This window comes from Mucilaginibacter ginsenosidivorans (assembly GCF_007971025.1).
In the GTDB taxonomy this organism is placed as follows: domain Bacteria; phylum Bacteroidota; class Bacteroidia; order Sphingobacteriales; family Sphingobacteriaceae; genus Mucilaginibacter; species Mucilaginibacter ginsenosidivorans.
The window spans coordinates 1788849-1813565 of record NZ_CP042436.1 but is presented as its reverse complement, the minus strand read 5'-3'; the positions used below and the strand labels follow the sequence as shown (position 1 = coordinate 1813565).

Here is a 24717-nt window from a genome sequence, read left to right as displayed (position 1 = left end):
GCCTAAATCACATTCACCTATCCTCCCCATATTTTAATGAGGATCGTTTAAATCAGCGCAACTACCTTTGTGACATTGATCACATAAAATTTTCGACCATGGGAAAAGATGTATTGGGAACGGTCTACGAAACCTTGTTATGTAGTCCGGGTATGAATGAAGCCGTAAAGATCGACCAGAAGATCAGCCGGAAGACCGTGCTGCTTTTAAGCGGTGTGATCGAGCGAAGTTTGAAGGAAGGTGCTACCGTCGGCGACGATCTGGTGGGAATAGTGCCAGCCGAAGATATTGGCGCACTTAAAAAATTCAGTGATGAATGCCTGGAAAAAGCCGGGTTGAAACAATTGCAGGATAAGCTAAAGGCGCTCCAGAAATAATGCCACAGGCCGGCTGACCGCCGGCCTGTTCATGCTATCGATACGGTAATTATTTCAGTTGAAGCGGATGTCGGTGAGGCACTCGCCGGCGGCTTTATGCAATGCTATCAAAAAAGCCTGTCAGAACAGGTTTAACTGTACCCGGCCCACCTGGTAGGCAGCAATCGCTTTCAATGTTTTCTGTACTACGTCCTGTTTATAATTGGTTGTATCCGAATGATTCAAATATTTCGTAAAATCCGCTTTTAGTTCTGACAGCGCGGCATCCAGTACCGCCTCCCGGCTCGGGTATTTCTTGCAGAACACACAAAGCGGCCCGCCGCCACCCGCACAGCCGTAATCTGAAAATTTCGCATAGGCCCAAAGGCCGTTTGGGCCGCGCCCGATCCTGATCTCGCTCCGCTCGAATCTGATGAGTTCAAAGTCCAGGAACTGCGGCGCTGCGAACCAGCCGTACCCGGTAAAGGCGATTGCTGTAAATCCGAACTCAAGGCCTTTGCGGTAATGGTTTACATTCATCAATATGGCCCGGAAGCTGTCGCCAAAACCGGCAAACCAGTTTAATTGCTTTGCGTCGCCGGCAGCGATCACATCTGTTATTTCCGCCAGAATAGCTTTTTCATCGGGCATCAAATGAGAATCGGCGATATATGCGTCGATGGCGGGCTGGGATTGAAGGGTTAATTCGAACTTTTCCATAACCTGAAGTGTTTTAAGGGCCCCACTTCGCGGTTCGCTTGTCCGTCAAGGGCCGCGGCGGAGCCGCGGTTCATATACCCTTGACGGGCAGGATAGGGCCGCGCTACCTTTGCCTTAAAAACTTCAGGTGGTTTGGGAAAGGAAAGCCCGCCGACCCAGTTCCAGCGCGGCCAGCAGCGTTGCCGCTTTCGCCGTACCCACGCCCCGGAACCGGCACAGGTCCCCGGTCGTCCGCGTCAACAGGCGCGAAGCATCATCCTTCACCGAGCGCATGATCTTTTGGCAAAGGTCCAGCACCGACAATTCCGAACTGCCCGTGCAGAACAGGATCGCCAGCAGTTCAGCATTTGACAAGGACGCCGCGCCGAAAGCATGCAGTTTTTCCCGCGGACGGTCCTCCGCCGGTATGGCCTGCATTCCTTTAGGGTCTTCGACCACTTTCAATTCCGGACGGGTAAAAGGCCGCGGCCCGTCGCCGCAGATAATCTCCGCCAATACCATGGAAAGCGCCTCCACGAAAAAGGCCAGGTCTTCTTCCCACAACTGGATGGTTTGCCGGTGATATTGTTTTTCCGCGTATTCCTCGCTGGAAGTGAACAGGATGAAATGCGTATCGTTCAACGCCTTCTTGACATCAATAAAATAGTGTTTCTTCCCGTGCCCGAAGCTTTCGCTCAGCAGATTGGGGTATTCAGTTTTGCGTGCTGTTTCCATGACCAAGTGTTTGAATATAAAGCACAAAATTCCCCTACCCGGAAATCAAAATATAGCAAACGCTGTTATTTAAACGTTTATATCCGTTTAAGTCACAGCCGATACCTCAACGCTATGGGCGAACAATTGCCAAAGAACCCTGAAAACACCTGCGCGGAATGCGGTATGCCGCTCGGGCCGGGACGCCGCGACCGCAAGTTTTGCAACGATCTTTGCCGCACCGCCTATAACAACCGCAAGCCGAAGAAGAAACCGGCAGCGGAACCCGCCTACCTGGAAAACGAGACCCGGGATACACGGCGCATTTACCAGGTCTTGCTGAAAAACCGGACCATCCTTTATTACCATAACCGGTACTTTGGCGATGAGCTGCCGCTGCGCGACCTGATCGGGCGCGGTTTTAACCTCAAATTTTTCACCAGCGAGATCATGACGCCGGATGGGGATATCGAACGCTATTGCTTCGACATGGGCTACCACATTTCCAAAAGTGAAACCGTTTATATCGTTGAGCGCCCCGAGGAAACCTTCTGAACCAAATAACCAAGCAACTGCCCTGATTTTGGCCGGTGCGGGGTCGCTTTAGCGCCCGCGCCGGCGAAGCGCAGCCTAAAGCATGGCGGTTGCTTCGGCGGCCTAGGCGGGTGAACCGCCGCGGCGTGCGCGGAGCGCGCAAAGCGGCGATGAACCTGCCCTGGCCGCATCGCAACCAGCTGAACGGCTGCGGCGGCCGTGGTCGCCGAACAAAGCAAACCATCTGCAGATCGGATTGCAAACCTATTAATCTTTCATCAATGCACTTGCTCCGGGAACCGACAGCGCGGATCATTCCAGCGGGCTATTGGCTTTATATTTATTGAAAACAAAAACGGCTATTACCATCGCAAACGTGATGCTAAAAAGGATGAGCGAATAAATATTTGCCGAGTGATAATCCATGTTCTCCACCGAATCATAAACGGCTATAGATGCCACCCTGGTAACCCCCGGTATATTACCGCCTATCATCAGCACTACGCCAAATTCGCCCAGGGTATGGGCAAAGGTAAGGATGGCAGCCGTCCATACCGAAGCACGGATGTTGGGCAGTAAAACATGAACAAAAGTTTGCCACTCCGTTTTGCCCAGGGTACAGGAAGCCTCGGACAGCGAAACCGGCAGTTGTTGCAAAGCTGATTTGATGGGACCGATCATAAACGGCAGGCTGTAAATGGCAGAGGCCAGCACCAAACCCTGGAAGGAAAACACCAGCTGCAGATCGAACGTGTTATGCAGCCACTTGCCAATGCCGTGCTGCGGGCTAAAGGCCAGCAGCAGGTAAAACCCCAGCACCGATGGCGGCAGCACCAGCGGCATCGTGATAATAGCCTCAATGACGATCTTGAATATCGAACGTCTTTTAGATAACCAGTAAGCTAAGGGCAGCCCGATGATCAGTAACACCAAAGTGGTGATAGCAGCCAGTTCGAGTGTAAGCCATATCGGGTTGAGATCCATTTTCAGGTCATCGTTTAAAGAAGGGTTTACTTCAGACCAGAGTCCTTAGCTTAGTTAAGCAACATCCGCCGTTTCACCCGCCAGATAAATTATCCTAACCAATTGAAATCAGCACTAAACATCGTTATCCTGAAAGTTTACCAGGCTGAGCCCGGCAAACAGCTCCCTGAACATCTCCCCGGGGTCTTCCTGAATTGCCAGAGCGATCTTATAAAGTTCCTCCGCTGTCACCCTGGTATTCGGATTAATGGACAGTTTGCTTAGCCTGGACCGACCCAAACCCGTCTTCCGCGACACGTCCGACAGATTCACAGATCTTTTCTTCAGGTATAGCCCTATATTGGTCATGCAGCCGGCGGTTGTATTGAAAATTCCACTCAAGTTACATCACAAAAAAAAAATCCCCCGCAAAATTTGTTTTTGTATCTAATATAGATACATTTGTATCTTTAATAGATACAATTAATAATAATGGAGCATGACACAGGCCTCCCGGTGCCAATTAAAAAACGGGGGAAAAAATATACCCACTTCGTGGGTGTCGACGTTTCCAAAGGAAAATTGGACTATGCGGTGCTGAACCAAAGCCGGTTGCTTTTTCATGAAACACATATAAATACCCCGGAAGCCATCCTGGAATTTCTGCAGCAGTTAAAACAGATCAGCGGCTTCACCTTAACCCGGGCCTTGTTCTGCATGGAATCTACGGGCATATACGGCAACCACCTCAGTGAAGTGCTGCGAAAGTCGAAAGCGGACCTGGTCATCGAAAACCCGCTGCACATTAAGCGGTCGATGGGGCTGATGCGCGGCAAAGATGATAAGACCGATGCGATCCGGATCGCACAATACTGCAGGAAAAACCAGGGGGACTTACGCTTACAGAGCGCCCGCCGCCCGGTCATCGCCGAACTTGCCGCCCTGTTCTCGCTCAGGAACCGCCTGCTTTCCAATATCCTGGCGATGAACAAACCCGTTGCCGATCAGCGCATTTTTATAAAAAAAGGGCTCCATCGTCAGAATGAGCAGTTGTGCCGGCGCACGATGACTGCCATGAAAGCAGACCTGGAGGGAATGGAAACAGCGATTGACCGGCTGCTCGACGCCGATGCGGAACTCAAAAGGCTGCGGGCAATCATAGAATCCGTCCCGGGTGTCGGGCGCATAACCGCTATACAGATGCTGATCAGCACCAACGAATTCCGCAATATTACGTGTCCAAAGAAATTTGCCTGCTATGCGGGCGTCGCCCCGTTCAAAAATGAATCCGGGACTTACACCGGCAAAGCCCGCATTTCGAAGTATGCAAACAAACGTATGAAGGCCCTGCTGCACATTTGTGCGTTGAACTGCAGGAAGGCCGACCAGCAGTTAAAACAATACTATGAACGCAAGACCGAGGGTGAAGGAAAGCCAAAAAGAGCGGTTATCAACGCACTCCGGTCAAAACTGATCCTGCGGGTGTACGCCTGTGTGCGGCAGAACCGGTTGTATGAAAGGAGGACAGCCTGAGCAATTATCAGCTATCGAACACAAATCATGCTCCATCTGCCTGGCACCGCCTTAACGGCCGATAGGACGTATTAACCCATGATATAAACAGCAGGAGGATTAAAAATTAAACTGAGTCGGACTCATCGTGTTTGGTAATCTACTGCTGTTTTTCAGCACCATGAATAGCAGTACAAGTTTACGCTTGAAAAATTTCCAAGTTTCCATTCGCAGATTTGCATTGCATTAGCGGACGATCGTGACTCAAAACATAAACAGTAGCGGGATTGATAATTAATTGAAGGTTGGACTTACGCGTTTGGTAGTCAGCTGCTGTCTTTTTAAAACGGGCAAAAGTTGGACTGGTTATAAACTTAAGATGAATTCATTGGCATTAGCAGACCGCTACTGTTTCTTCTGCATCAACGCCCAAAGGAGAACATTCCCGGTGTGGAATAATTGACGGGCGGAAAAAGAAAACTATATGGCACATCCTGGCAGGCAAAACCGAACAAACACTTACTCGTCTTGCCAATATTGTTTATTACAGCAGGGGCGACATTTTAAACGCAGGGAAAAAAGCGACCGATTTAGGATCATTTGGAGATCGGTAGCGGGTGGAATTATACTATGAGCAAGGTTAAAGACCTTCCCCTGTTGATAATCCCCGCTGCTGTTTTTCTTTATTTAAAAATAAGCAGCGGGTGGAATTAAACTATGAGCCAGGTTAAAGACCTTCCCTTGTTGATAATCCCCGCTGCTATTTTTTGCTTTCAAAAATAAAAAGCGGCGGGGCGAATTAAATTACGAGCCAGGTTAAAGACCTTCCCCTGTTGATAATCCCCGGCGCTGTTTTTCTGCTTAAAAAAATGCAGCGGGTTGAATTAAATTATAAATTAGGCTAAAGGCCTTCCAGCCTTGATAATCCCCGCTGCTATTTTTTGCTTTCAAAAATAAAAGGCACCTGTGGGGCATTAAACCACGAGCCAGGTTAACGACCTTCCCCTGTTGGCAATCCCGTGCCCTTTATGGCTCCCGTTGCTCAGGTAAGAACATGTACCCGGATAACCCGGCGCATACAGCATATTGAAATAACTTTGATCCGGATGACCCATCTTTTCACACCGCTAGAAAATCAAACCTGCGAACGGATGCGGCTGAGGGTTTCCTGCGTCATACCGAGGTATGACGCAATAATGCCAAGCGGTACGCGGAGAAGAAAGGAGGGATTTGTTTCCATCAGCGTTTGGTAACGCTGCGCAGCTGTGGTGAAATGCATATCGTCAAATTTCTGTTGCAATTGCACCAGGCCCGAACTGACAAGCAGCCGGCCCAGCTTTTCAACCTCGTGGAATTTGGAGTAAAGTTGCTCCAGTTTGTCGTGGGGGAACGAATAGAGTACAGAAGGTTCTAAAAGTTCGATGATCCAACTGTCGGGTTTACGGCTGATAAAGCTGAGTATGGAAACGGCAAAAGTGTTTTCAGGACTTATCCAGTCGGTAACATCCTTGCCGTCTTTGAAATAGTAGGTCCGGGTTAAACCTTCTTCCACGAAATAAAGGTTATTGCAAACGCTATTTTCTTTTACCAGGATGTGCCCCTTTGGCAACTCCAGCTTTTTCGCGATGGAAGCAAGCGCTTGCCTTGTTTCGGCCGAAAGATGGGTGAGTTGAGAGGTTGCTTCGCAGAATTTATCCATTAAGGCTCCGCGTCACTTGGCCTCATACATCACATAATTATCGCTCAGCATGCTTCCGTACCAGCCTTTATAATCGGGGAAGGACTTTAGAATGAATTTTTCCTTCGGCCCCGCATAGCTTTCGGGCAGGATGATGTATAGCGGCCCGGCGTGGCCCCCCTGCTCGTAATCATCATAATCAATACGCAGGTCGTCGCCGATAGGGTTCAGCGTAACCACCCGGTTATGCCTGATCTCGAGGCCGAGGCTTTCGTTCACAAAAACAAAAATAGCGTCCCTGTTTTTTTTGTCCAGTGCTATCACTTCATTCAGCGCCTTCTGGTCTATAGCCTGTTGTGCAATGCCAGAAAAGCCGCGGGCGCTTTTGGTACCGTTAAAGCTGTACCCTTTAACTATATAGATCACGCTCGAAACCGCAATACCCGCCCATATCAAACCAAAAGCGACACGATAAACGGGCAATTTAACTTTACTCAACAGGTACAATACACCGGGAACGACGATAAGCCCGATGATGCGGAAATGCCTTGCCTCGTAAGATATGGTCATTTGCCTGAGGTAGGCAATACAAAAGAATATAACGGATGCGATATAGAACACGCGCACAAGCAGCTTGTAGTTTTTATCGGGAACCGCCCGGACAACGCCCTGTATCAGCCACAAACTCAAAAACGCAAGCAGGGCCAGCAGGATGATGGCCTCCGTATTCGAAAATATAGCTTTTCCCGTATGATAGATCAAACCATGTGAAAGATCATCAACAGAAAATCCCGACAGGATGGGCGATGCCAGCGGAAAGAAAATTGCCTTCAGGCTCAGTTTGACCCCGGCCGAAACCGATGCCGGGTTTTGCCCTTTGGAAAGGAAAAACAGCCAGATAGAAACCATCGAAACAATTGCCGGCAAACCTATCCATACAGCGTTCCTGATCCATTCGGCCGATGGACGCAGGGACGACAGCCGCATCCAAAGGAACAGCAAACCCGCGGCGTACATCCAAACTACGGATGACTTGCAGAAAAATCCTATCCATCCCGCTAGCAGCACGAACAGGGTCAATTGCCAGCCAACCGTATTTATTGCCGTGCAGCCATACAGGAACCAGCCCAAAAACGCGAACAGCAATATTTCGCCGCCATTATAGAATACATAGGGCACCACGAAAAACTGCTGGCAGGCGATGAACAATAAACTCAGCGAGGAGATAAGCGGACTAAAACCGATCTTTTTGAAGAACGCATAAAAGCCTCCGAGCCCGAGCAACTGGCACAGCGTAATGGTTAGCGCCGAAGCCTGGCCGGTGTTAACGCCAATTAACAGTTTGAAGGTATAGGGAACAAGGTATTGCCCCGGCGACCACCACGTTAAAAATTCCGAAGTGTTTTTGGTCAGGTTATCAGCATCGGGTGTTATGAGCCGGTTAAAGCCGCCGCCTAACTGCATGGAGCGCATTACCCGGAACCCATTGGCCGGGTCGGGAAAGATGGACGGAGGGGCAATGAATATCATTATACCCAATACTATTACGGCCAGGTATAAAAAGGCCATGATAGCTTTTGGCAGATTCTGGTAGGCAGTTATCATATTATTATTCGTTCGCGTATCTTAACTGCAGGGTTACCCTGGTAAACCCCATAAGCCTCAAGGTCACCGGTGGCAACCGAGCCGCTGGTAAGCACGGCATGTGAATGTGCCGTTACGTCCAGGTTAACAATAGCTCCGGCCCCGATCCACGTACCATCTTCGAGTGTGATACCTCTTGTCAGGAGGTCGAAGCTGCTTTTTTTATAGTTATGACTGCCGGTTAGCAGCGTGGCGCCCTGTGATATACAAACGTTCGAACCGATAATGATCATCACCAGGCTGTCCAGCCACACATTTTCTCCTATCCACACCTCGTCGCCGATCGTCAAATTCCAGGGGTATTTGATATTGACGCAGGGCTTGATTTCAACTTTCCTGCCGATCTTTGCACCAAAGGCCCGCAAAAGCGCAACTTTAAAACCATAAAACGGGAACAGCGCACTTTTGAAAAAAAGGATATTGGTGTAATACCAAAGCACCCTTTTCACGGCATTTCCCCCGGGGTTATAGGGGTGATTATTATAGGCTGAAAGATCAGTTTTCTGCATGGCCTGCGGATGTTCTTTCGGCGGACTTCACCCAAATGTAAAGACTTAAGCCGATAATTACATAAATAATGATGTTAAAAATAGCGTGATGATCCAAAATTAGCCCCTGCCTTTGCTTCCAGAAAGCGGCCAGCAACACAAAACGCAGGATATTCAGCACCTGGATAACCGCTATCCCGCAAATAAGAAACAGCAGTTTCGATTTTAATTTTTGGGGATAAGCGATGACGAAAGCGCTGAAAAAGCTCATCAGGCCCAGGCCTAAACAGGAATAGATCAGGATAAGGCGCCCCTTGCCCATTACCAGTATTTCGGTGTTATTATAGATCGATGTGAAGCCGAACCACGAAAGTACAGTTTTGGTGGATGCCAGCAGGAAAGTGCGTAAGGCCTGGATATAATTGAGGTGCCGGGCCAGGAAGTCGCTATAATGATTGCCGGGCGACGTGATACCGAAAAAGAAGATGTTGAAGTAGTAAAATAGCAGGAACAGTGTTAAAAACGTCACTACAAATCGCAGCGGCGAACCTTTTTCAAATACTCGCTTTGCCATCCTTTTCCTGTTTTAACAACTCGTCTATCTTGACGTCCACAATAAGCCGGAACCAAAACCCCTGCAAAAAGTGGAAAATGATACCCGTCCGGCCGTCAAGAAAACCCAGTTGAAAAATGATGCGCTGGGTAAAGTAAAGCATCGGGCGCACATAGCGCGGCAGCCGCCACCACAATTGCTTGCGCCAGGCAGTGCGTTCGTCCGGCGAACCCCAAAACCGGGGCTGCACGGTTTGCGAGCGGGCCAGTTTCATACGCTCCACTTCTTCCTGCGCAACCAGGTCGCTGTAGCTGTTGTGCTTATCTATCCAAAAGCGAATACTGTTCTCTTTCAGGTTTTCTTCCAGGATGATGCCATCCTTCCAAACCTCCGTTTTCCCCGGAACAACGAGCCGGTGATCCATGTTTTCGTTGGTATCTGAGTAGCCCACACCGAACCGGAACATCTTCAGCAGGTAAAAGGGATAATACCCTCCGTGCTTTATCCATCGGCCCTTGAAGAAGTTCTTCCGGTTGAAATAGATGCCATCAATGTCCTTATGATCTTCATCCTTAAAATCCCGTAATCGTGTCTTCAGTTCCGGCGTCACGATCTGGTCCGCATCCAGGCAGATCACCCATGGCGTTGTAACCGGAAAATTTTTGAGGGCGAAATCCCATTGTTTAGGATGATTTTCAAAAGCATGCTGCAAAAATTGTGCGTGGTATTGTTCGCCTATCTCTATGGTTTTATCTGTGCTTCCCGAATCGAGTATAAAAACCGGTGCATCCAGACCCTTGACCGATTCCAGCAATCGTGGCAGGTGCAACTCTTCGTTATACGTCAGGATGATAAAAGAGAACCGGCTGCTCAATTGAGTTTGGCTTTGATGATCATGGATTTCCAAAAATACGGCATACGCCCGCAACCCTTAAAATCAGTTACTTCGAATCCTTTATCGTTAAGTAGTTTACCCAATGTTTTCCTCGACCAGAATTTGATGTGCCCGCCATGCCAGTCGGGGCCCAGGTGCTTGTCCCAATGATTGAACAGTGCAAGTGACAGGTTCTTCAAATAGCCATGATAGGGGGTCGAAATAATTAATTCACCGCCTTCAGGGAGGCACATTTTACAAAAATCAATAAAACCCGCCGGGTCGTACATATGCTCAATGACCTCGGTGGAAATGACGGTATCAAATTTGATCGCCTGTAGTTCCGCTGGTAATTTGCCTGTAGACAGATCCTGCAAAAAGAAGCGGTCAGGGTATCCCTTTTTAGCTATCGCTATACCTTCGGCCGATGCATCGGTGCCGTAGGCGTTATACCCCTGCTTTAGTAAATAAGTAGCCAGGTACCCGTTGCCGCAGCCCAGGTCGAGTATGCTTTGATTTTTCTGCTTATCCAGCAATGCCATCAACGGCTCCTGCAAATAGCCGAACGTATGCGCCGGGTTGCCGGTGGTAAAACCGTAGTCCTTATAATCCGTCATTGGTGATGATTTCAAGATACATTTCGTAATATTCTTTTCTTAAGCGTGCGTTGCTAAAATCTTTTACCACCCCCAAAGGCCCGTCCTGCCGTATACGTGCTAATTGGTCCCGATCGCGGGCTATGGCATTGATCTGCCTGCCAAAAGAGTCGGGGTTATGTTCGCAGACCCAGCCCAGCCGGTTGGTTTCGACGTAATTCGAAAGCCCGACATGCTTACTGATAAGCACTGCCGTGCCGACACCCAGGCTTTCTATCACGGCGTTCCCGAAGTTTTCATCAAAAGAGGGAAGCACCATCAGGTCATGCTGTTGCAGGATCTCAAATTTATCGTCCTGCAGGAACCCCGCCCAAATAACGTTCTTCGCAATGCCCGCTTTCTCCGCCAGGAGTTTAAGCTTTTTAACGTAAGCCGGCTCACCCTCGCCGGCAATTGTCAGTTTGTATGATACATTGACCCTGGTCAGCGCGTTGAACAGGATCTCCAGGCCTTTTTTTTCTTCGATCCTTGAAAAAAAGATTAGCCTGAGGATTCCCTCATCATGGACCGGTTGTAAGGGCATACAGCCGGGGAGCCTGATAAAGTTGGGGATATTGAATATTTTACGGGGTTTGACCAAAAGTTCAATAGCCTGCTTTTCGTGGTCAGAAGTTACATGAATGCCGATTTTTTTTAACAGGCGTTTCCCGATAAGACTGTGCATCAAACTTTTCGGTAAGTTATTTTTATTGGTGAAGGAGTAAGCGCTCAAAGTGCCCCTTGGTGAAACCACAACAGGTACACCGCGCCTGATGGCTATCCAGCACGACAGTACTGATACCAGGTTCCACCAGGCATGGATATGTACCACATCGAAGCTTTTAACGCTACGCCACAGATGTTTTAGCAGCGCGGGTGAAAAGTGGCTGTGATCTTTTGTCACGCGTTTAAAATAGGTTACGGTAACCCCGTCGATATTGATCGGCTGCCCCGCCCCCACGTCGAGTTCACCGGGACCGTTGGCGGTAGTCGTGAAAACTTCTACCTCTGCTCCGGCAAGTACCAGTTCTTCGCTTAATTTGGATACCGACATGGTGGGGCCGCCATAAATATAAGCGGGTTTGTAAGATGCGTTTACCTGTAAAAGTTTCAAATCCTTTTTAAGATATGGGTCGCCAGCAAGATCCTATGGATAAGCAACATGCTGATATAAGACCAGAAGACCGTATTGATCAAAAACTCGAAGCTCAGACCCCGCCACATGATCTGGAACAAGCCGCTGAATATTAGCGCAGTGCCCAAAATATAGCCGCCAAATAGTTTTTCTGCCTTTATCGAAATAAGCTGTGCAAGCGCACCATACAGGAACAGGGAAATAAAAACGCCCGGGCCTCCGAAAGAAAGATAGGCATCGACAACAAATGCGGGCTTTGCCGACACGAGAGAGCCCCGGTTGACGACATCGGCATCGAAAACCCGCTCCATGATCAGGTCCTCTGTATTAGGTTTGGCATGCCAGAATACCCGGGGTACAATGGCCATCCCCGATTGTTTTAGCAATTGAAACCCGTAGAAATCGACTTTTGCCGGGGTGGATTTAACAAACGTGGTAAACATATCGATCTCGCTTAAACGATAAGCCAGAAAATCCCAGTTTCCCTCATCTGCTGATTGCGGCGAGTCTTTGTTAAGCGCCGCATCCAGGGCCAATTGCGATGCTTCATCGACATCTACATCCCCGGACCACGCGTTCTGGCGGAAAATGCGGTTATATGTTGGCAGAAAAATAAAAAGCAGGATAAGCAGCGGCACAAATATGACGGTCACCAGCTTTTTATAAGAAGGATAAAGAAAGATTCCCAGCACCAGGATACTGACGATGATCGGTTCTTTGTAACCGGAGAGCAGGGCCTGGTAAAAGTTGGAAAAGTATAAGACCAGGCAAAGGATCGTATTCCAGATCTTTTTTTCGGGGATAGCAAAAGCGAGCGCAAGCGTCCCGGCGATGAAGCTCAGCGAAGCAAACTGATTGGCAAATTGTGTCAGACCGGGTACTTCGAGGAAAAGATAAGCGACCGGTAGCGTGATCAGGGCCGTTACCAGCAGGATATTGGCCAGCACGTCTTTTTCGATCCTGTACTGCTGTTTGAAATCGTAACGCATAAAGGCGAGGATTCCGGTGACCATCGCAGCATGACCCAGACAATAATAACGCTGGCACTGCGCGGTCAGTTCCAGCCTGTTGTAATCAACCAGGTAATATTCGGTCGTTTTGTGAAAGTCTTCGTATCCCAGGACATTGAGGAAGTAAAATATAGAAGTACAGCACATGTACCCCGCAAAAATAATCTGTACCAAAAGAATCGGCCTCATTAGTTGCTCATCCCAGCGGCGATCTTCCGGGAGAGGCTTAACCCAGCCGCTGAGCGACAGGTAGAAGATCAGGAACGAGCCCAGCCAGGCAATCATGTACGAGAATTCCGGATCCGACTTGAAGAGCATCGCAAGCAACCAGGGAATATACAAGACCAGGTATTTCTCGAACGAAGCGCTTTTCATGATCTATTCATTATAATGCAGCAATAATCAGCATTTAAATTCAAAACCTTAGCCTGGCAGGCCGGAGACCTGGTCTTCAATCCGGCGGACGATAGCGGCAAAGGACCAGGGCCGGATCATTGCCCGCGAATTCATACCCAAATGTTGCAGCCTGTCCTTCGATCCCGTGAGTTGATCCAGAGAATCTGCCAGGTCCCCCATCCTGCCGCTTTCAAAGATAGCGCCATTCTCCACGTTTTTTACCAGGTCAATCGCGCAACCGACCTTATCTGATACCAGCACGGCTTTCCCGCAGGCCATCGCCTCGTTGACAGCCAGTCCCCATGTTTCGCCCGGGCCGGCGGAAGGGAGGCAAAAAAGATCGCAGGCCTGGAGTATTACAGGCATGCGGCTTTGATTCTGGAAATCTATAAAATGAACCTTTTCTGAATGGCTGGCCCGGCTTTTTAAGATGGCCTCCTGCGCACCGTTCCCGACGAACAACAGGTGTACATTCAGCCGCCTTAAAGTCAGGAAAGCTTCCAGCAGTTCGACAGGTGATTTCTTTTTCTCAAATTTTCCTGCAAATAGAACCAGGACGTCCTCCGGGTCAATCTGTAGTCGCCCGCGAAAGGCGGCCGCTTCAGCCGCGTGGTCGGCCGAGAAACGGTCATTATCCACAGCATGAGGGGCAAAGCTCAGTTGATCATCCCTCAGGCCAAATTTTTTATAGTAGGCTTTGTTATTCGTACCGGTATAGAACGCATGGTCGATATGCCTGTACACCCATCGGAGGAACTGGGTCCTGACCAATTCTTTGAAGCCACCCCGGCTATCCAGCAGCGTCGAGTCGCCACGGAAAAAAACAGGCAGTCTGCCTTTAAAGAACCGCAGGCACCGCAAATGTCCGTGCCAGCCCCAGCCAAAAATCAGCAGGGCATCCGGTTGCCATTGCTGTAACTGGCCGGTCAGCCCGGGATTGATGATCCCGCGAAAGTGGTGCGTCCCGGGATCAGCCGAAGTATTCTTCACCCAGGTGTACGGGTACCCTTCCAGCAGCGGTATATCCCAGTCGATAACACTGCCGAACCCAGGGTCGTATTTTGTCCTGGCCGCTTCACCCCAGGTATAATAAACCATGATGCTGATATTCCCACGTTCATGCAGCATCCGGAATACCGGTGCGTAGTATTGTATCGGATGAGTGGTAATAATGGCAAGTTTCATCGATCACGCCTTTCAGCCAATACCTGGTCAAAGAGCAGGCACTGCTCATGCGTCATGTTTTCTGCGGCATATTTCTTGATAACGGCCGCCTGATAGCGCGGCGCGCTTGCGGTTCCCCCACACACCTCTGCCAGGAAAGCGCCGACCCTTTCCGTGCGCACCTCGTCAAAAGACAACACGTCCTTTACACCATATTCGCGCAGGATTGGAATCGCCGAACTGTCCGGGTGAAAGATGGCCAGTAGCGGCCTGCCCGCCAAAACGTAGGGATATATCTTCGAGGCAGTATATTTAGCGTCGTCAGAGCCCGGTATAAATAAGGCATCCGCTTCCTGCAAAGTAAGCAAAGCATGATAAAAACTTACCCTGCCCGGGATCTCGGTCACGTAATCTTCCAGCCCAAAACGCTGTGCCAGCGGGAATATGGTCTGCCGGCCCTTTCCTTCCGGCGCATAACTGGTACCGATAAAGTGGAGGCGGACCTTCCCATACCTTTCCGGGTCGGCGGTTAATGCTGTCCGCAATGCTTGAAATAAAGGTACGGTGGCAGTGTGCATATCCTCGCCTCCCCGGCCCACATAGACGATGTTCACCATTCCATTTTCAAGTAAGGGCGGGAACAAAGCCTTATTTTGTTGCGCGATGTGAAGATCCGGCGCGAAGGAACCAAACGTGATGGTTCTCGAAGGAATTCGCCGGGTCTGCGGATATCGCGCCCTGATATCCTGAAGGTAATCGGCGGATACGCCGATCAACCCGTCTGTCTTGCGCATGGCTATAGGCTCCAGGAACTTATTCAGGCGGTAAGAAAACCAGTATTTTGGCGGCCGTTGCGAACGGGGTTTATCCCGGTAATACCCGGAATGCCAGGGGTCCTGCAGATCGATCACATAAGGTATATCAAACCTCCTTTTCCAGCAAGCGCCCAATATACATACCGGGAACTGGGTAGTGGAAAAATAGACAAGGTCGAAGTGCCCATTTCTTAAAATACGGTTCACCCCCTTATAATAAAACCAAAGGGAACGCAGGGCTATACTGCCCAGCCCGAGCTTTGACGTCCATCTTTTACTCCAGGCGCTTACCCAGTGAACTTTAACATCAGCCGGCAGGCTCTTCAGCAGCAATTCATCCTTTACCATATCAGTATAGCGGGGCTCGACGGCTGCGACTTCAGCAACCCAGCCAAAATGATTGAAATATGGCAGGCTCATGCGGACCCGCTGCATGTCCGCCGCGTTTACCGGCGGAAAATACGGAGATATGATCAGTACCCGTTTCAATTTCTCACCAGTTGCGGCTGATTTTTAGCGCCAGCGCGTGCGCAGGTCTCTCAACCAATAAATAAAAGATGTAAGCTATAGCGATCGTCAGTGTCATCACGACCGGGTAATTCACTACACTGTTTTTGAGCCAGTAACGCAGAATAACGTAGGCAAGCGGGTGACACAGATAAAGTGAATAGGAAAACTTACCCATTTTTTCGAGGAAACCGGCAGGCTGATGGTCCCTGTAAAAAATAATTTCCGCCTTTAGCCACAGGCAGATGAGCGGTGCAAATACCGTCATGGACAAAATATAGCTGACGAACCAGTAGGAACGGGCAATGATCAGCAGACAACTTATTGCGTACACCCCCGCACGCCAGGTCATGATCTCTTTCATACTGACCTTTGCCGGCTCGTCTATATGTTCTGCTACCATAACACCAAGTAACCACACCGGCAGGCCGACGAGCCAGGTCAGCCCGATACCTAACTGCCAGTAATAGCTATGGTAATGGATGTCTTTTTGCTGCACCAGCGACTGGATATCGTGCTGTGCCCCGGCTCCGATCGCAATGACGGCGAGCAAACAAGCACCCAGGCATTGATATAGCCATTTGATCCTGAGTTTCAGGAGAAAAGGATAGATCGCATAATAGACCAATTCACAGACGAGGCTCCAGATGACTTTTTTGTCCGGGTGCCCAAATCTGGTGCCGGCAAGAAAGATGACAACCAGGGGGATCAAAATGCGCACAAACCTTCTCATCCAGAACTTCCCGAGGCTGCCGAGGCCGTTCTTATTGGGATAGTGAATAACAAACCCGGAAATGATGAAAAAAGCAATAACCGCAGCAGTGCCATTGAACGCATTTTCCAGCAGAAACGCGCATACCCGGCCGGCCGCAGTATCAAAATGCCGGAAAACACGTATCAGGGGATCATCAAAATGGGAAAGTACAACAATAAGCGCAAGGATGAACCGAAGGCTGTCGAGCCCCTTAAACCAGCGGATATGCCGGGAAGAAATATCTGCTGCCGGCTCATTCATAAAATCCCCCCGATACAACCGATAAATCGCCGGCTCTCATTTTCCCAGTTCAGGTCGCTTTGTCCTAATTGAAACGCCGCTTTTTGTGTTTCAGAAAGCAGGCGCCTGTTGCGGTCGTATGCCAAAAGGATCGAGCTCAGTTCCGCGCGGTCAGGGTATACTTTGCCCACCTGGGGATAACTGTTCAAAAATGCGACCTGCGCGGTAGTCGGACTGGCAGCAATAGCCAGCCCGCATTGCAGATAGGTAAACAGTTTGTTGGTGAGGCAGATATCCCGGTTCAGCGGAACCGTTTCCTCACAGGCAAAACCAATATCAAAACCCGCTGCTATGCGGAACAGCTCATCGGGGTAAACCGTATCGTGAAAGACCAAACGGCAGGCCCCGCCGCCGGTATCTGCCAATTCTTTCAGGATCGTATCATATCCCGGCCTTGGGTTGCCAAGCAGATGCAACTCCATGGCACTGCCGGCGGCCATGATCGCGCTGATTACTGTTTCAAGACCCCTGCCGGGACCGATCGTTTGTGAGAACCAGAAGAGGCGCAGCGGTCCCTGGCTGTCCTTAGCCGGCCTTGCTATACCGATCTTTGGAAATACATTCAAAATTGTTACCACGGGCCGGCTGAAAAGTTTCGCGTAACGCGCTGCGATCAGTTCGCTCGAGGCCGTTATATAACTTGTTTCAGGCAAATAAACGTCTTCGACAGCTGCTTTCAGCCGGTAATCCGGGTGTGTAAGATCATCCGTCATCTCATTCCGGTGGAAGTCTTCCGCATCAAAACCGCTTTTCGCCCTATTTCTGACCGCTGCGAGTACCACCACCGGCAGTGCACCGGGATTGTGCCCGATGTACAGGTCTGCGCGGCAGGCGACCGCAGCTCTCAATTGCCAGGAAAAATGCCGGTTCAACGTACTGGCAGGATCACGCGACAGTCGCTGCCGAAACCTGGAACAGACCCGGCGAAATTTTGAGCGCCAGGAATTGCCCGCCCAGTACAGAAAAACCGCATGCCATTCGGGATGCTCCTGCAGGATCCGGCGATCATAGGCAACAAGCTCTTCTACGTGCTGCGTGAAAACCAAATACACCTGGTAGCCAGCCGCCGAAAGAGCAGTCGCTTCCTTGACCAGGCGCGGGTCCGAAGCAATATGCCCGGGGGTGACCAGGCAAACTTTCTTTACCGGAACTGGGTCCATTCTTTTGTCACAAGCTTCATCAGATTTTGACGGTACTCCGGCCATTGGTAGCTGCCTGCTTTTTTTTTCGCCGCCCTGCCGCAGGCTGCCACTTCGTCCCGGTGGCCGACGCACCAGCGCAGGTGCTCCGCCAGCGCGTCCACTTCTCCGGGGGGCACCAGCCAGCCATCGTAAAATGGCTCGATGATATCAGGACCGCAACTGTTCGTTGAAGCGATCACCGGCAGTCCCTGTGACATGGCTTCCGTAACGACCATCCCGAATCCGTCCGCCAGCGTAGGGAAAACCAGCACGTCCGCCTGGCTATACAACTGCATGAGTTCGTTGTGGGCGATATGCTCGCGGATCAGGACGTCACCCGGCAACCCGTTTCTCAACGATAAGGGAAGCGACATGTTGCCAATGAGCCATAAGCTCGCCTGACTTTCGCTGAAGTTGCATCTGCGCCAGGCCTGGTAAAGGATATGCACGCCCTTTCTCATGGATTGATTCCCGGCATACAGGAATTTCAGCGGCCCTGTCGCTGGCGTGATCTTCTCCATTGCGCTTACTTCCGGAAAAGCAAGCGGAATGACGGCAATCTTTTTCGCTTCCACGCCCGCTGCGATAAGCGTATTTTTTGTAAAAAGGGAATTGCAAAGGACGACTGACGCCATGCTCAGCTCGGCGTCGCGCCTGCGATTCCTTCGGGCGGCGTGCGTATTGACCTGAAGGTCATCCGTTGCGTTCCGCAGCTCCGGGTATAACACCATTTGTTTCCTTGCGATCTGGGAAAAACAGGTATGGTGCTGGCTTGGCTGCTCGTATATGCTGAAAATATGCATCTTTTTAGCAGCGGTCAGTGTCGCCAGAGCGGCATGTTCGTAGGTATGGACGACGTCCGCCCGCACCGAAAGGTTCCGGGCGACCCACTGATCGAATCCGAGTTCAGACCATTCCCATAACCGGTCGGTTGTTCGCGGACCGAGTGTCCTGGCTGAAAGGCTCCGGAAAAGTTCCGGCCATGGCCGTGCCGCAATTTTTTCAATAGGTAACTCGTGAAATGCACGTTTCCGGATTTCATGCCCGAATTGCGGCACCCTGCTGAGGGCAGCCGCAAGCCGGTAATCCGGATGGGTAAAAAAACTGGTATAAAATGTTTCGAGGAAGCCCGCCTCCTGATAGGCTGTCACGGTTTGCCTGACATGTGGAGCAATAGTTGGGCTGGCGACGACTGATCTCATTTTTTGCGGGTCATCCGGTAATAAAGATCCTCGTATTGCCGCACGATCACCCCGGCTGAAAAATGCGCTTCGGTAATATCCCGGATAAGTTTCCGGTCCAGCGAATGAACCTGCCCCACCCATTCGGTTAGCTCCTCCATGGTATTACCGTAATAGCCGGTAACGCCGTGCTGAACGACTTCGCGAACCGCGCCGCGATCGAACCCGATGACCGGCGTTCCGCAGGCCATTGCCTCGATCATGACGATTCCAAAGGGCTCGTTCCACTGGATAGGCATCAGCAGCGCCAGTCCGCGTTTCAGGAGCTCGTTTTTTTGCCGGTCGTCGACGGGTCCCGTATAGGTCACCTGTTCATTCAGAAAAGGACGGATACGGGTGTTGAAATAGTCCTGTTCCTGCGCAGGAACATTACCTGCTATGACCAGTTTCCTGCCCGTCTTCTGCGCAATTGTTATCGCGGTATGCGCGCCTTTAATCGGCTCAATTCTTCCAAGGAACACCAGCGGGGCATCGCCGGCGGCAGGCATGCCCAGGTCATACCGCGCCGGGTCGATGCAATTGTAAACGGTTTCAGCCGTGGCGTAGGGCTTTATTTGGCCGGTAATATAATCGCTGCAGCCCGTGAACCGCAGACTCCCGTGTGCCGAAAGACCGGCCGCCCTTTTGATTTGCCGGATGGTCGGTTCTCGTTGATAACTCATCAGTTTGGGCAACCGGAGCGGCAGCAGCGGGGAAAGATAAGCCAGCCGCCCGAAACTGTGTAACACGTCAAACCCTCCGCCGAAGATCGTCTTGCTCACCGCCCAGGTGTTCCTGACGACGTCGGCGGCCTTGTTGCCTTCGGCGCCATAGGGTACCAGCCGGCAGCGCACATTGGAGTCGCGGTGGGCAAACAGGGTCACCTCGTGCCCAAGCGTCATCAGGCCCGAGACGAGCATGTCTATAATGCGTTCGATCCCGCCGTAAAGGGCAGGTGGTACCGGCAGCTCTGCGTCGGCCGTTATAGCGATCTTCAACCGCTCACGATCTTTGTTCCTGTTCACGTACCCTTGCTTTGGTGTTCTCTAAAAGGTAATGCCATAATTCTGCGTAGACCGTCTTTGCACGCAGGCAGCCCGACAGCACCGAAGGGTGCCTGATATTATAAAGAATGAAATTAAACCATTCCAGGGCGGTGGCTTTGCCGAGCAGTTTCCTGCTGGAGCGGCAGCAAAGACCGGTGTACATCAGCATCAGGTAGGACCGGTAACCGTTTCCCCTGACCTCGGTCCATAACTTTTCCGCTCCGGCGGCAGATATGGGTACACATTGAAGGAAACTGTCAATCAGCAGCAGACAATGCTCCTGACGATATTTAAAAGACGCGGATCTTCCTGTGCTGACCGTCTGTGCAAAATTCGCCAGGGGCAGGGAAACCAACAATAAAGGATGCCGGTATGCACGTTCCCGGATCGTTTCAGCAAAATCAAATAAAATAGCTTCGGGTGTTCTTAACTGCGCAAGGTCACTGTTCCGTACCAGCATGGCGCCGTTCGAATGCAGCGCCGTGTAGGCCTGGCGGTATTGCGGAAAATGAAGCAGCTTTGCCTGATCCCCGGCGGGCCACACGGTCTGACCGGTATCGGTCCACTGGTCGCCGGCGCTTTCCCGCCAGATACGCAGGTTTGCCCACGCCACCTGGACCTCAGGGTGTTCATCCATTGCCCCCAGCATGGTTGACAGGAAATCAGGTTCCCACCAGTTGTCATCTTCGAGGATCGATATAAATTCCTCGGGACAACCACCAAATGCCATGTTAAAGGTTTTTGTCGGCCCGAGGTTCGCCGGATGGTTGACCACCGTGAACCTTGCGTCGCCCAGTGACGCAATATGGTCAGCCGGAAAGATATTGGTAGGTTCGTCATTGTGGATCTCACAAACCCATCCGCCGAAGGTCTGCCGCCGCAGGCTTTCAATGCTCCTGACGAGCGTCCCGTTTCGCCTGTAGGTAAACAAATAAACCCGTACCCTTGTCCGGCTCATTTGTCCTTTTGATAAATACGGTTGTGACCTACGTTGAGTATATTTTTAAAACCAAAGCTTTCAATCGTCCGGCAGGCTTCTGAAACTCCCTGGTGGCCCTTCCAGAACTTTGTTCCGGGAAGATCACAGGATGCGTCATCCATGACCAGCAAACCGCCCGGAACGATCAGCCCGGAGAAGTTCCGGATATCCAGGACAACCGTGTCGTAACTGTGATCTCCATCGATGTAGATCACCGAAAAACGCTCGCCGGCAACCTGGCCGCGCACCCCGCCGTCCGTAGAGTAGCCCCGGATCAGGCGAAACTTTGTGAATTCGAGGGAAAAACGGCGAAACAGGCCTTCGATGATCCGGAGATAATCAGTTTCCTCGTAGAAATTTCCGTCCCGGAGGTCCTTCCTGTATTGTGCGGAAAACCTGGCTTTAAAAAAGCGTTCCCATTTGCCCGGAATCTTCTTGCCGCTAAGCGGCGTAATGCCCGTTACACGCAATTCGGGGAGCGTAGTTTGTGCAATCAGGGACCACAGGGACACCACTTGCCCTTTAAAGACGCCAATTTCAAGCATATCGGGTTTTAATTGCCGGGACTGGACATGCCGGATGATCAGATACCACATATAATGAAATGCCCGGTCGCCATATCCCAGCCGGTGCTGCTCGATATAATCGCGGTGTTCTTTTAAAAAGGGGTAGCGGTCCGTATTGCGGGTAAACGTTTCGAAAATATCATCATTGCATGCTCCGGTGTTTTCGTATTGCCTGACAAAATCATCAAGCGTCGCCTCTATTGGTGAAACCATATTTTTATTTTTTTTATCAATTTCCAGCCTAAAAATCTCTGCAACAGCAGCAAATAACCAGACGCCGGGTAAGCCAGGGTGGCGCTGCCGTATTTCGCCCTTTGTTTTCCTGCAGCAGCGATAAGGTCGGGGTGAGCCGGGTACACCCAGTAAATAAAGCTCTGCCATATATTCGCGCACGTCCTGCGGACTTCCGGAGACGGGCAGCGGCCTGAAAAGGCAGTTGTCGTTTTTTCGATCGCCCGGAAGGCTGAAAGGAAGGCGGCGCGGGAGTTTTTACCGGAAAGGCTGCCGGGCACGCCGGACCGGTAGGAAAGTATGGCCTCGCTGCAAAAGACCACTTGTTCCGAAGCCAGGACAATACGCGTAAAGTATTCGGTATCATCAAGAAGCGACAGGCGCTCATCCCAGTTGCCTGCGATGTCCGCAATTTTCTTGGGGATCAGGAAGAGGCCCGGGTTGGTCATCGGTCTGCCGTCCTTCCAGGAACTGCAAAGCCATTCATCTGGTGGTAATGTCCGCCAGCAATCTTCGTTTGCCATCCGCAATGCGCCGTGTTCGTCGTTGCTGAATCGCCCCCAGCGGCACGTGATAACGCTATGCCGGTGCCGCTCCGCCAGTTTTACCTGCTCTTCGATCATCACCGGGTTGATCAGGTCATCCCCGTCCAGGAATTTGATCAGTCCGCCCCGAGCAACACGGAATCCCGCGTTGCGGGCGGCCGAAGCGCCCCTGTTCTCCATATTGATCACCCGGATCAGATCTCCCGCTTGGGACAATTCGTCAATGATGCCGGCTGTATCGTCTGTCGAACCGTCGTTGACCACGATGACCTCGATCGGCCTGTAAGTTTGCTCCAGGACGGAGCGGACGGTAGCGGCAATATAAGGACCGGCATTATACGCCGGGATAATGACAGAAACCAGCTCCCTTTCCATTATGATCTTTTCCAAGACGTCTTATAATACCATTCCTTAGACCCCGCTACGTAATGGTGCAGCGTAGCCGTGGGGCGTTCCGCTTCCTCTTTGCCCGGCATGACGACATATTCGCTGCTGTCGGCAACGGTCACCGTTTCCCCTGCTGCCAGCATGGCGCTCATCGCCTGCTCCAGCAGGTAGCTTTTCCCTTCGGCATGCTCCAGGGCGCCGATCCATCGTTCCACTTTTATCCAATCGATTGCATCGCTTTTTAAACCAACCATGCCGACATTGAGGTGGGTTGGCACGGGATGCCCGGCCAGCGCTTCCATCAGGCCGGCCGAGTAATGGTATGAATTTTCCGGGTCCCGCAAAAACAGGGGATGTTGCGGATCCCCTATCCAGTGCAGTATTTCCGCAGGTTTTTTAAAAAAAAGCATATCCGAGTCCAGTACCAGCTTCCAGCCGGACGACCCGGCATGAATATCCGTCAGCTTGCGGATATGCGGATACGTCTTTCTTTTCTCGTGTATAAGAGGGAATTGCGACGGCGGTAACGCCCGGGCCATTTCCGGTTCAATATCGGAAGCCTTTTTGACCAGGCAGCCGGGGAACTGGAGATAAATACGCGTCATCAACCGTTCGTCCAGTGTACCATCGTCCACGAAAACAGGCCGTATACCTGACCCTGCGTGCCGCAACAAGGAACCTGCGCAGAAAGCCGTGAGCGGCCAGAATTTCTTCCCCGTCAAAAAATAGACCCCGAACGCTTCCGCCGGCACCGGGGAACGCTTGATCTGCGCCGCAGCTTTTTTCATCGCAGCACGGCCCCTTTTTATGCGTAAAACGTTAAACACCCCGCCGAATTTGCGGACCTCCCTCGTCCAGGACCTGGGTTTATAGAATAAATGATAGGCCAGTTTACCGGTTAATGACATCAGTCAGGTTTTTTGATAAGACCTTCATATAAACCGCATGCGCCCCGCCATTTCACATAGCCCGACGGGCTGCGCCAGGCCGCGAATACGAACCAGGATTTGATTTTCCGGAGACCCACGGACCAGCCGGGCACCGTATCCCAGGGACACAGGTCGTAGCGTCGCAATAATTCCGCCCACGACCGGGTAGACTCATAATTCAGCCGTGCGAGGTAACCCTTTTCCAACCGGGAGGCGGGGATGATGTGCCGGATACTGAGTTTCGGGAAATAAGCAGTCTTATACCCTTGTTTTAATACCCAGATATTGATCTCATTGTCGCCCCCGGAAGCCAGACTATTGCCCGTGCGGTCGGTAATCGCCCCCGGGGCATCTGATACCTCCCTGATATAACCGTCCACCAGCGCTTTCCTCACCGCCATGCCGGCGCCGACTGGGGCGAAGGCAGGATAGCCGCCCGAAAGGGAAGAAGCGGCCAGGTCCCGGTTCCCTGGGTCGCGGATAGCCAGCATATTCCAGAAAGGCCGGGTCCATTCCTGCGGCTGGTAGCCGTCAAATGATGCCGTGATACGGCCGCCGGCCGACCCCAGTGCCGGGTCACGGCTAAAATATGTCGTAACAAGCGATAAATAATCCCGTGCAAGCACATTGTCGTCATCGACCAGCACCAGCACATCCCCCAGTGCACGCCGAAAGCCTGCGATACGGCCGAAAGTCAAGCCTTGTTTCTTTTCTGCAACGATCTGATGGTTCGGGTGCCAGGAAAGATCCATATGACCAAGAACGCCGTTTGATGAATTATTATCCACGATGACCAGCTGCCAGTGCTGCGGCCCGAGCGATTGATCGCGGAGCGCTTCCAAAACACGGGACAGCCTTTCCGGGTTCGGGTTGTAGGTAGGTATGATGACAGATAATAACAT

24 protein-coding genes and 1 pseudogene are annotated in these 24717 nt (G+C 51.2%); 3 read left to right on the top strand and 22 right to left on the bottom strand.

All coding sequences use genetic code 11. The features are described 5' to 3' along the window. Positions 1-98: 98 nt before the first annotated feature. Positions 99-377, top strand: coding sequence for a hypothetical protein (locus FRZ54_RS08295; RefSeq protein ID WP_147031166.1), 279 nt, complete (start codon positions 99-101; stop codon positions 375-377). Between the two features lie 120 nt (positions 378-497). Here the strand turns inward: FRZ54_RS08295 and FRZ54_RS08290 are convergent, their stop codons facing one another. Beyond that, the gene (locus FRZ54_RS08290; protein WP_147031165.1) at positions 498-1076 is read right to left on the bottom strand and encodes a hypothetical protein; all 579 of its coding nucleotides are present in this window, start codon (positions 1074-1076) and stop codon (positions 498-500) included. A gap of 123 nt (positions 1077-1199) precedes the next feature. Further along, the gene (locus FRZ54_RS08285; RefSeq protein ID WP_147031164.1) at positions 1200-1790 is read right to left on the bottom strand and encodes a UPF0758 domain-containing protein; all 591 of its coding nucleotides are present in this window, start codon (positions 1788-1790) and stop codon (positions 1200-1202) included. A gap of 114 nt (positions 1791-1904) precedes the next feature. On the opposite strand from FRZ54_RS08285, the gene FRZ54_RS08280 reads away from it, so the two are divergent. Then, positions 1905-2324 (top strand): hypothetical protein, encoded by a 420-nt coding sequence (locus FRZ54_RS08280; RefSeq protein ID WP_147031163.1) that lies wholly within the window; start codon positions 1905-1907, stop codon positions 2322-2324. Between the two features lie 291 nt (positions 2325-2615). On the opposite strand, the gene modB is transcribed toward FRZ54_RS08280, so the two are convergent. Both modB and FRZ54_RS08270 read right to left on the bottom strand, forming a co-directional pair. Then, positions 2616-3287: a molybdate ABC transporter permease subunit gene (gene modB / locus FRZ54_RS08275; protein ID WP_147031162.1), complete on the bottom strand. Its 672-nt coding sequence runs from the start codon at positions 3285-3287 to the stop codon at positions 2616-2618. A 114-nt stretch (positions 3288-3401) separates the two neighbouring features. After that, on the bottom strand, positions 3402-3635 hold the full coding sequence (locus FRZ54_RS08270; RefSeq protein WP_147031161.1) for a helix-turn-helix domain-containing protein: 234 nt from the start codon (positions 3633-3635) through the stop codon (positions 3402-3404). A gap of 123 nt (positions 3636-3758) precedes the next feature. On the opposite strand from FRZ54_RS08270, the gene FRZ54_RS08265 reads away from it, so the two are divergent. Then, positions 3759-4799 (top strand): IS110 family RNA-guided transposase, encoded by a 1041-nt coding sequence (locus tag FRZ54_RS08265; protein WP_147031160.1) that lies wholly within the window; start codon positions 3759-3761, stop codon positions 4797-4799. A gap of 1114 nt (positions 4800-5913) precedes the next feature. Here FRZ54_RS08265 and FRZ54_RS08260 read toward each other — a convergent pair. The 18 genes and pseudogenes from FRZ54_RS08260 to FRZ54_RS08170 form a co-directional block, all read right to left on the bottom strand. Further along, positions 5914-6477, bottom strand: a complete 564-nt coding sequence (locus FRZ54_RS08260) for a Crp/Fnr family transcriptional regulator (RefSeq protein ID WP_147031159.1) — start codon at positions 6475-6477, stop codon at positions 5914-5916. Positions 6478-6489: 12 nt separating this feature from the next. After that, complete coding sequence (locus FRZ54_RS08255) at positions 6490-8061, bottom strand: hypothetical protein (protein WP_147031158.1); 1572 nt, start codon at positions 8059-8061, stop codon at positions 6490-6492. Next, positions 8058-8609 (bottom strand): WcaF family extracellular polysaccharide biosynthesis acetyltransferase, encoded by a 552-nt coding sequence (locus FRZ54_RS08250; RefSeq protein ID WP_147031157.1) that lies wholly within the window; start codon positions 8607-8609, stop codon positions 8058-8060. Before FRZ54_RS08250 ends, FRZ54_RS08255 begins: the two co-directional genes overlap by 4 nt. Beyond that, positions 8596-10015 (bottom strand): annotated as a pseudogene (gene xrtY / locus FRZ54_RS25025) (exosortase Y). The gene FRZ54_RS08250 and the pseudogene xrtY overlap by 14 nt, the downstream one beginning before the upstream one ends. Continuing rightward, the gene (locus FRZ54_RS08235; protein WP_147031154.1) at positions 10012-10632 is read right to left on the bottom strand and encodes a class I SAM-dependent methyltransferase; all 621 of its coding nucleotides are present in this window, start codon (positions 10630-10632) and stop codon (positions 10012-10014) included. Before FRZ54_RS08235 ends, xrtY begins: the two are co-directional and overlap by 4 nt. Next, positions 10619-11764, bottom strand: coding sequence for an XrtY-associated glycosyltransferase XYAG1 (locus FRZ54_RS08230; RefSeq protein ID WP_147031153.1), 1146 nt, complete (start codon positions 11762-11764; stop codon positions 10619-10621). The genes FRZ54_RS08235 and FRZ54_RS08230 overlap by 14 nt, the downstream gene beginning before the upstream one ends. Further along, positions 11761-13170: an exosortase Y-associated Wzy-like protein gene (locus FRZ54_RS08225; RefSeq protein ID WP_147031152.1), complete on the bottom strand. Its 1410-nt coding sequence runs from the start codon at positions 13168-13170 to the stop codon at positions 11761-11763. The genes FRZ54_RS08230 and FRZ54_RS08225 overlap by 4 nt, the downstream gene beginning before the upstream one ends. A 48-nt stretch (positions 13171-13218) precedes the next feature. Further along, a complete protein-coding gene (locus FRZ54_RS08220) occupies positions 13219-14376 on the bottom strand; it encodes a glycosyltransferase family 4 protein (protein ID WP_147031151.1) in 1158 nt (385 codons plus the stop codon). Continuing rightward, entirely contained in the window at positions 14373-15659 is a 1287-nt protein-coding gene (locus FRZ54_RS08215) for a glycosyltransferase (RefSeq protein WP_228462658.1), read from the bottom strand. The genes FRZ54_RS08220 and FRZ54_RS08215 overlap by 4 nt, the downstream gene beginning before the upstream one ends. A gap of 4 nt (positions 15660-15663) precedes the next feature. Then, positions 15664-16692, bottom strand: a complete 1029-nt coding sequence (locus FRZ54_RS08210) for an acyltransferase family protein (protein ID WP_147031150.1) — start codon at positions 16690-16692, stop codon at positions 15664-15666. Further along, complete coding sequence (locus FRZ54_RS08205) at positions 16689-17891, bottom strand: glycosyltransferase family protein (RefSeq protein ID WP_147031149.1); 1203 nt, start codon at positions 17889-17891, stop codon at positions 16689-16691. The genes FRZ54_RS08210 and FRZ54_RS08205 overlap by 4 nt, the downstream gene beginning before the upstream one ends. Continuing rightward, positions 17873-19114, bottom strand: coding sequence for a glycosyltransferase family 4 protein (locus FRZ54_RS08200; protein ID WP_147031148.1), 1242 nt, complete (start codon positions 19112-19114; stop codon positions 17873-17875). Before FRZ54_RS08200 ends, FRZ54_RS08205 begins: the two co-directional genes overlap by 19 nt. After that, on the bottom strand, positions 19111-20157 hold the full coding sequence (locus FRZ54_RS08195; RefSeq protein WP_228462657.1) for a glycosyltransferase: 1047 nt from the start codon (positions 20155-20157) through the stop codon (positions 19111-19113). The genes FRZ54_RS08200 and FRZ54_RS08195 overlap by 4 nt, the downstream gene beginning before the upstream one ends. Continuing rightward, positions 20135-21136, bottom strand: a complete 1002-nt coding sequence (locus tag FRZ54_RS08190) for a glycosyltransferase family 2 protein (RefSeq protein WP_147031147.1) — start codon at positions 21134-21136, stop codon at positions 20135-20137. The genes FRZ54_RS08195 and FRZ54_RS08190 overlap by 23 nt, the downstream gene beginning before the upstream one ends. Beyond that, the gene (locus tag FRZ54_RS08185) at positions 21133-21936 is read right to left on the bottom strand and encodes a class I SAM-dependent methyltransferase (RefSeq protein ID WP_187359794.1); all 804 of its coding nucleotides are present in this window, start codon (positions 21934-21936) and stop codon (positions 21133-21135) included. The genes FRZ54_RS08190 and FRZ54_RS08185 overlap by 4 nt, the downstream gene beginning before the upstream one ends. Beyond that, complete coding sequence (locus tag FRZ54_RS08180; RefSeq protein WP_147031145.1) at positions 21921-22889, bottom strand: glycosyltransferase family 2 protein; 969 nt, start codon at positions 22887-22889, stop codon at positions 21921-21923. Before FRZ54_RS08180 ends, FRZ54_RS08185 begins: the two co-directional genes overlap by 16 nt. Then, entirely contained in the window at positions 22874-23794 is a 921-nt protein-coding gene (locus FRZ54_RS08175) for a glycosyl transferase (protein ID WP_147031144.1), read from the bottom strand. Before FRZ54_RS08175 ends, FRZ54_RS08180 begins: the two co-directional genes overlap by 16 nt. After that, a complete protein-coding gene (locus FRZ54_RS08170; protein ID WP_147031143.1) occupies positions 23794-24717 on the bottom strand; it encodes a glycosyltransferase in 924 nt (307 codons plus the stop codon). The genes FRZ54_RS08175 and FRZ54_RS08170 overlap by 1 nt, the downstream gene beginning before the upstream one ends.

Bases quoted from the DNA above. Each gene is read 5' to 3' on its own strand.
- FRZ54_RS08265 (WP_147031160.1), top strand. From the start codon at position 3,759: ATGGAGCATGACACAGGCCTCCCGGTGCCAATTAAAAAACGGGGGAAA.
- FRZ54_RS08220 (WP_147031151.1), bottom strand. From the start codon at position 14,376: ATGAAACTTGCCATTATTACCACTCATCCGATACAATACTACGCACCG.
- FRZ54_RS08250 (WP_147031157.1), bottom strand. From the start codon at position 8,609: ATGCAGAAAACTGATCTTTCAGCCTATAATAATCACCCCTATAACCCC.
- FRZ54_RS08225 (WP_147031152.1), bottom strand. From the start codon at position 13,170: ATGAAAAGCGCTTCGTTCGAGAAATACCTGGTCTTGTATATTCCCTGG.
- FRZ54_RS08200 (WP_147031148.1), bottom strand. From the start codon at position 19,114: ATGAGATCAGTCGTCGCCAGCCCAACTATTGCTCCACATGTCAGGCAA.
- FRZ54_RS08210 (WP_147031150.1), bottom strand. From the start codon at position 16,692: ATGAATGAGCCGGCAGCAGATATTTCTTCCCGGCATATCCGCTGGTTT.
- FRZ54_RS08280 (WP_147031163.1), top strand. From the start codon at position 1,905: ATGGGCGAACAATTGCCAAAGAACCCTGAAAACACCTGCGCGGAATGC.
- FRZ54_RS08285 (WP_147031164.1), bottom strand. From the start codon at position 1,790: ATGGAAACAGCACGCAAAACTGAATACCCCAATCTGCTGAGCGAAAGC.
- modB (WP_147031162.1), bottom strand. From the start codon at position 3,287: ATGGATCTCAACCCGATATGGCTTACACTCGAACTGGCTGCTATCACC.
- FRZ54_RS08205 (WP_147031149.1), bottom strand. From the start codon at position 17,891: ATGGACCCAGTTCCGGTAAAGAAAGTTTGCCTGGTCACCCCCGGGCAT.
- FRZ54_RS08270 (WP_147031161.1), bottom strand. From the start codon at position 3,635: ATGACCAATATAGGGCTATACCTGAAGAAAAGATCTGTGAATCTGTCG.
- FRZ54_RS08190 (WP_147031147.1), bottom strand. From the start codon at position 21,136: ATGAGCCGGACAAGGGTACGGGTTTATTTGTTTACCTACAGGCGAAAC.
- FRZ54_RS08175 (WP_147031144.1), bottom strand. From the start codon at position 23,794: ATGTCATTAACCGGTAAACTGGCCTATCATTTATTCTATAAACCCAGG.
- FRZ54_RS08185 (WP_187359794.1), bottom strand. From the start codon at position 21,936: ATGGTTTCACCAATAGAGGCGACGCTTGATGATTTTGTCAGGCAATAC.
- FRZ54_RS08295 (WP_147031166.1), top strand. From the start codon at position 99: ATGGGAAAAGATGTATTGGGAACGGTCTACGAAACCTTGTTATGTAGT.
- FRZ54_RS08235 (WP_147031154.1), bottom strand. From the start codon at position 10,632: ATGACGGATTATAAGGACTACGGTTTTACCACCGGCAACCCGGCGCAT.
- FRZ54_RS08260 (WP_147031159.1), bottom strand. From the start codon at position 6,477: ATGGATAAATTCTGCGAAGCAACCTCTCAACTCACCCATCTTTCGGCC.
- FRZ54_RS08290 (WP_147031165.1), bottom strand. From the start codon at position 1,076: ATGGAAAAGTTCGAATTAACCCTTCAATCCCAGCCCGCCATCGACGCA.
- FRZ54_RS08170 (WP_147031143.1), bottom strand. From the start codon at position 24,717: ATGTTATTATCTGTCATCATACCTACCTACAACCCGAACCCGGAAAGG.
- FRZ54_RS08255 (WP_147031158.1), bottom strand. From the start codon at position 8,061: ATGATAACTGCCTACCAGAATCTGCCAAAAGCTATCATGGCCTTTTTA.